This is a genomic window from Occallatibacter sp. (assembly GCF_036502485.1).
Taxonomy (GTDB): domain Bacteria; phylum Acidobacteriota; class Terriglobia; order Terriglobales; family Acidobacteriaceae; genus Telmatobacter.
In genome coordinates, this window is the sequence record NZ_DASXYM010000164.1 from 1 (window position 1) to 5,570 (window position 5,570).

Genomic DNA, 5,570 nt, shown 5'->3' on the forward strand with positions numbered 1-5,570 from the left:
ACACGCATATCGTCATTTGGCTCGCCTTTGAACCGAACAAACTGTCGAAACGCGCGAAGGAGGCAATCCGCGCCGCTCGTGTTGAAGGCGGACTTGCGATTGCAGGAATTACCCTTCTGGAGTTGGCTTGGCTTGCCGAAAGGGGCGAGTAGAAACCACACTCAGCGTCGAATCCTTCGTTCGCCTGTGCGCTTCCAAAATGACGGTGCTTCCCATTACGCCAGAGATCGCCGCCCGTGCGGTAAGCTTTTCCGATTCGTATCCGAAAGATCCCCAGGACCGACTAATTGGAGCTACTGCGCTGGTCGAAGGAATCCAACTCGTCACGCACGACAAGCTGATTAAGAAGTCGGGCGTGGTTCCTGTTATCTGGTAAAGGATTTTCCTGTCGAACGCACTCTGCCAATCTCAGCGGGCGCTCCTTAAGGGGCGCCCGTTGTTGTCTTAAGAGCTTCAGTTCTTCTTGTTTCTCACCATCGACTTATCCCATCGTCGCCGTCCTGCGACCGACTGCCCTAAAACCCAGTCATCAGCCTTCACGAGGTTTCTCCATGGAGACTACCTTCCAGTATCTGCGTCAATTCGGCGCCGCATTGGCCGAGCGCATTCTCGAGACTTACCCCCCATTGCAGAGCACGAAAGATCCCGTTGCACCGACTCTCGCAGCACTTCTGCGTAAGGCGTTGCCAGCTCAGGCGCTCGCCATTACCGGAACCGCGAAGTATCTGCGTATGGCCAAAGCTGCGCGCATCGTCGCCGAATGTGGAGCGGGGAAAACGTACATGGCTTTGGGCACAATCCATGTGCTGGCAGATGGGCGACCTAGTACCACGCTGGTGATGTGCCCCTCGCACATCACGCACAAGTGGGCGCGCGAAGTCTTGCTGACGATACCGCGAGCCCGCACGTTTCTCATCGAGGACATGCGCAATGGCGGCGATCCCAGCCGGCCGCACGGCATCTGCGAGGTGAAGCTGAGCAAAGGCAAGACGGTGTACGAGGGCAAGCGTCTCAGCCTGGCGGAAATGCGGCGCATGGGCCGCAAGGAGTGGCGGGAGCGTTTTCCTGGGCCGACGTTCTTCATTACCGGCAAAGACAAAGGCAAGCTGGGTTATTTCTGGGAGCACGTCTACTTCAAGGCAAAGTCCGGGCCGAATCTGGGCGGTGTCGTCAATCCGGATTCCGGCGTTGCCATTCTCGATTCCGAGATGCAGAAGCTTACCGCGCTTGACTTCACCGACAAACTCAAGGTCTCGGAGGCTCTGACCGCGCCCCGCGGCGGCACCACGCGCTTCTCCGCGCTGTGGCAGGCGGACCGGAAGCGCATTCAACGCATGGCACCAATCGAGTACATCGGGCGCTACATGCGCGGGTGGTTTGATTTCGCGATTGCCGACGAGTTGCATCAGCTAGCCGGCGACACAGCGCAAGGCAATGGGCTAGGCGTGCTCGGGCGCGCTGCACAAAGATTGATCGCGCTCACCGGAACGCTGATGGGCGGCTATGCCGACGACCTGTTCAACATCTTTTACCGCATGGAACCGCACGCGATGGTGCGCGAGGGCTTCGCCTATGGAGGGCAGGGAAGGCGGGATTTCCAGGAGCAGTACGGAGTTCTCGAAACCATCGAGAAGGTGGAAGAAGCAGACAACGCCTGTTCGAGAGCCACCAAGAAGACGGTTCGGGTTCTGCGCAAGCCAGGAGCCTCGCCGATGCTCTTCGGCAAGTTCCTGATGACCACGACGGCGTTTCTGTCGCTTGAGGACATCTCGGACAATCTCCCCGCGTACGACGAGAGCGTTCTTTCAGTTGAGATGGACGATGTCCTCCAGAAAGCATACGAACAGCTTGAGGAGGATATTCGCTCCGCGATGAAAGCGCATCGCGGCAACAAGAGCCTGATGAGCATTCTGCTCAACACGCTCCTGCTTTATCCCGATCATCCCTACGACTTCGATCAGATTTGGGCCCGGGCCTTCGATCCGCAAACGAAGGAGTATGTGAAGTTCCTGGTCACGGAACCGGAGAACCTCACGCGGGAGGCTCTCTACGCAAAGGAGCGCGCCCTGATCGCCGATGTCAAAGAGGAGTTGCGGCAGGGACGGCGCTGCCAAGTCTATGCTACCTATACGGGCGAGAAAGACGTCACGCTGCGATTGGAGGCTGTGCTGCGTCAAGAGGGCATTCGCGTCGCCGTCCTTCGCTCATCCGTTGCCACCGATAAACGAGAAGATTGGTACGAGCGGCAGTTGAAAGCCGGCGTCCAGGTGGTGATCTGCCATCCGAAGTTGGTTGAGACGGGATTGGACCTGTTGGCTTTTCCAACACTCTACTTCTACGAAACCAGCTACTCGCTGCATACCTTGCGCCAGGCGAGCCGAAGATCGTGGCGCATCGGGCAGAGATTCCCGGTGCGGGTAAAGTTCGTCACTTACTCCGGGACCATGCAGGAGACGTGCCTCCGCCTGATGGGCAAGAAGATGCTGGTTGCGCTCATGATGGAGGGCAAGTTTTCGGGAGAAGGGCTACAGGCGCTCGACACCGACGAAGACCTGATGAGCGCGATGGCGCGGGAATTGGTCGAAAAGGCCGGTGTTGGAGAATCCGCCGACGCCGTGTGGCGGGACCTCGGCCACGAACGTGAGAAGGTGCAACCGCGGCCCGCTGCTGCGCTACCAGAATTCGAAGAGGTGGCCGATCCGGTGCTCGACCTGCCGGGTGTGACCGCAGCAGAACCGGCACCGAGGCCCTTCGGAATTCACCTGATCGAGCCGAATCTGCCTTCAAAGAAGCGGAAGAAGGCCGCGCTTTGGCCAACCGCCACAGAAGCTAACGTGCAGCTCAGTCTCTTCGATTGAGCCAGCACGCTTTCAATTTGAGAGGTGAAACCATGAGCGAGGAACGGGAAAAGGTTCGTTGCCGGAGTTGCGAACTCGTCCAATGGAGCGATCGAGCCAGTTGCCGGCGTTGTGGGACAACTCTGCCTGAGCCGGGTCGTGAGGATTGTTGAGAGAGTAGTAGAGAAGGTTGTGATCCGGCAGGACCCGCTATGCCTTCAGAAGCTCGAACAGGCCTCCAGATTGATCTCGACGGCAACCGAGCGGTTGACGCAGCAGTGTGTGGAGTCAGTAGCTCCGCTCGTGTTAGCGCCGGTTCCAGAGATGGGAGTCTTTCCGACGATGGCGGAGGTGGAGCGAGCGATGATCGTGGCAGCTTTCGAGAGATCGAATCGTAGACCTCTTGAGGCACGGTTGCTCGGAATCGGCAAGACGACGTTTTACCGAAAGCACAGAGGAATCGGTAAATCAGCGGCGTAATCGCATCACAATCAGATCGCAGTCGCGGTTCAACGAGCGTGTTGGGTTGTGATCGTCAGCGAAGATTCCCAAGTCGGCAAATCGATGGACGCCAACCGGCTATCGGAATAAATGATGTAGATAGAACTGCAACGCGCCAAGGCCTCAGCCCTTATCGGGCCGTAAGATTCGCGCAGCTCTTCGAACTGCTTCTTCACTCACTTTGCCAGTTTCTTCGCGCATCGTTCCGAGAGTAGCATCCGAACGGAACTGCGGAATCGGCCTGCTCAAGTTCCGATTCAAGGTGTCGCTTCGTTTCTGTTGAATCTCGCCCGCCTTGGGTGGAGCCTTGTCACGGTGGCGCATATCTAATCCTGGCTCTCTCATCTGATTTCCTCCGATCACTTTCTGTTTGGACAATAGCCGAATGCGATCAGCGCGGAACGAAGAGATCTCGATCTCTGTCGATACCGCCCGCGCTCGACCTGAGCTGTGGTTCTTAACCGAAAAGCCCACGCTCAATATTCTGTCTGTTCTCTTCTTTCGCCAGCCAATTGAGTGCGATTGAAGATACGATCGCAATCACCAACACTCCCACCCACATCCTTGTGTTTCCGCCAGCCAACTTTAGACCATGCGTAATGTTCGCAGCGTTCATGGTGCCTCCGATTTCGAATCATCGTAATGTCGTTAGACCGCCCGCCAGTGATCAGGCCTTCTCTTGTCGTTCAAGCGCCGGACACGAGCGACATGGGGGGAGTACCCCTTTGCCTTCGCCCAATCGATTGCTGCTTTCTGAGTGCTAAATGTGCCAAGCACTTCGTCGCCTTGAGTCTCGACCACATAGTCATCGATGTGCGACCCTTCAGGGCGGCCTTTAGGCCGGGCTTCAACGTAAACCGTTGCCATAATCTCATCTCCTTTGTTTTGAAAAGGTTAGTTTTCGTGCCTACTGGGCGATGCGGAGGGCTGGGCCATCATTGCAGAATCTCCCAACGTACTCCCCCAAGTAGCGCGGCGGTGTGGATGCGGATCGTGGTACTCAGTGAGAACTTGGGAGGGTGGCTGACTATATTCCATCTCCCTCTCTTCGATTGCGATATAGACTCGAAATTGCTAATCTGCAATTTCAGTATCCATGATTGCACAAGTGACGCGCGATTGCAATATCGCAATTTAGGAGAATCAGAGAATGTCAGAGAATTTCGACGTAGGTGCCTTCCATGCCGCCCTAGACAGCCAGCGCTTGGCAATGGGATTGACCTGGAAGGACGTCGCCGCCGAAGCTGGCGTCAGCGCGTCTACCCTGACGCGAATGGCACAGGGTAAGCGTCCAGACGTGGATGGGCTGGCCGCACTCCTGCGCTGGTCGGGTCTTCTGGCTGAAATGTTCATTCGAGATACTGGAGCGGAAAAGAAAAAGACAGCAGAGCCGCTGGCGCAGATCACCGCCGTTCTGCGTGCGGATAAGAGTCTCAGCAGGGAGAGCGCCGAAGCCATCGAGCAGATTCTAAAGGCGGCATACAAGCGCTTCCGGGTGAAAGAGCCATGAGCCTGAGACGAGGTTTCAAGACGCGTCCAAACCAGATTTCCGTTCGCCTTCGGAAGGGCCAGGGCAAAAGCCCGGAGTCCCCGATTGACCTGGGGGTTATTGCCGAGCGGTTGAGCATCGAGATCGTGCCCCTCAGCATGCTCAAGGGGGACTGTCAAGCGGCTGTGAGGCGACTGTCGATCGCCGACAACGGGTCATTCTCAGCCGCAACCCTGCCGATAGATTCCGGTCAGCATATTATCGTTCACAATGATAGCCATGATCCGCGCCGTCAGCGCGGAAACCTCGCGCATGAGTTGGCCCACCTTCTGCTCGGTCACCCTTTTACCTACCCGATCGATCCATCGGGGTGCAGAAATGTGGACCGCGACATTGAGGACGAGGCGAGTTGGCTTGGTCCCACAATTCTTGTTTCCAACGAAGCGGCCCTGCACATCGTGCGGCAAGGGTTCGATGAAGATACGGCCTGCGAAACGTATGGCGTGAGCCATGCGCTACTCCGAATGCGCATCAATGGGAGCGGCGCTCGAATTCGACACAGTCGATCCTATCACTGAGTCATCGTTGATTCGGTCATCGAGGAGCAGCATATAGAGTATCGGTCTCGATGAACGCCTCTGTAGCCGCAAAGCGCGCTGAGTTGCTCGCCAATCGCCGAAGGACTTAACGACAGTGAAGCTGGCAAGTCAATTTCCGCACTCCTAATCACCTTTCGATGCCCC

5 protein-coding genes are annotated in these 5,570 nt (G+C 56.9%); all 5 read left to right on the plus strand.

What is annotated here, in order from left to right; translation table 11 throughout:
• The first annotated feature begins 127 nt into the window (after nucleotides 1-127).
• The 5 genes from VGL22_RS20310 to VGL22_RS20330 all read left to right on the plus strand — a co-directional run bounded on the left by VGL22_RS20310 (nucleotide 128) and on the right by VGL22_RS20330 (nucleotide 5,405).
• Nucleotides 128-376, plus strand: coding sequence for a PIN domain-containing protein (locus VGL22_RS20310; protein ID WP_465268788.1), 249 nt, complete (start codon nucleotides 128-130; stop codon nucleotides 374-376).
• Between the two features lie 175 nt (nucleotides 377-551).
• Complete coding sequence (locus tag VGL22_RS20315) at nucleotides 552-2,858, plus strand: helicase-related protein (RefSeq protein ID WP_465268789.1); 2,307 nt, start codon at nucleotides 552-554, stop codon at nucleotides 2,856-2,858.
• 321 nt (nucleotides 2,859-3,179) lie between these two features.
• Nucleotides 3,180-3,317, plus strand: coding sequence for a helix-turn-helix domain-containing protein (locus VGL22_RS20320; protein WP_465268792.1), 138 nt, complete (start codon nucleotides 3,180-3,182; stop codon nucleotides 3,315-3,317).
• Nucleotides 3,318-4,488: 1,171 nt separating this feature from the next.
• Nucleotides 4,489-4,848 carry a helix-turn-helix domain-containing protein gene (locus VGL22_RS20325; RefSeq protein WP_465268790.1) on the plus strand — a complete coding sequence of 120 codons (360 nt, stop codon included), beginning with the start codon at nucleotides 4,489-4,491 and terminating at the stop codon, nucleotides 4,846-4,848.
• Nucleotides 4,845-5,405 (plus strand): ImmA/IrrE family metallo-endopeptidase, encoded by a 561-nt coding sequence (locus VGL22_RS20330; RefSeq protein ID WP_465268791.1) that lies wholly within the window; start codon nucleotides 4,845-4,847, stop codon nucleotides 5,403-5,405. The genes VGL22_RS20325 and VGL22_RS20330 overlap by 4 nt, the downstream gene beginning before the upstream one ends.
• Nucleotides 5,406-5,570 lie beyond the last annotated feature (165 nt).

What these genes read in the sequence shown, in the direction of transcription:
- VGL22_RS20315 (WP_465268789.1), top strand. Translation starts at nt 552, where the DNA reads ATGGAGACTACCTTCCAGTATCTGCGTCAATTCGGCGCCGCATTGGCC.
- VGL22_RS20320 (WP_465268792.1), top strand. Translation starts at nt 3,180, where the DNA reads ATGGCGGAGGTGGAGCGAGCGATGATCGTGGCAGCTTTCGAGAGATCG.
- VGL22_RS20325 (WP_465268790.1), top strand. Translation starts at nt 4,489, where the DNA reads ATGTCAGAGAATTTCGACGTAGGTGCCTTCCATGCCGCCCTAGACAGC.
- VGL22_RS20330 (WP_465268791.1), top strand. Translation starts at nt 4,845, where the DNA reads ATGAGCCTGAGACGAGGTTTCAAGACGCGTCCAAACCAGATTTCCGTT.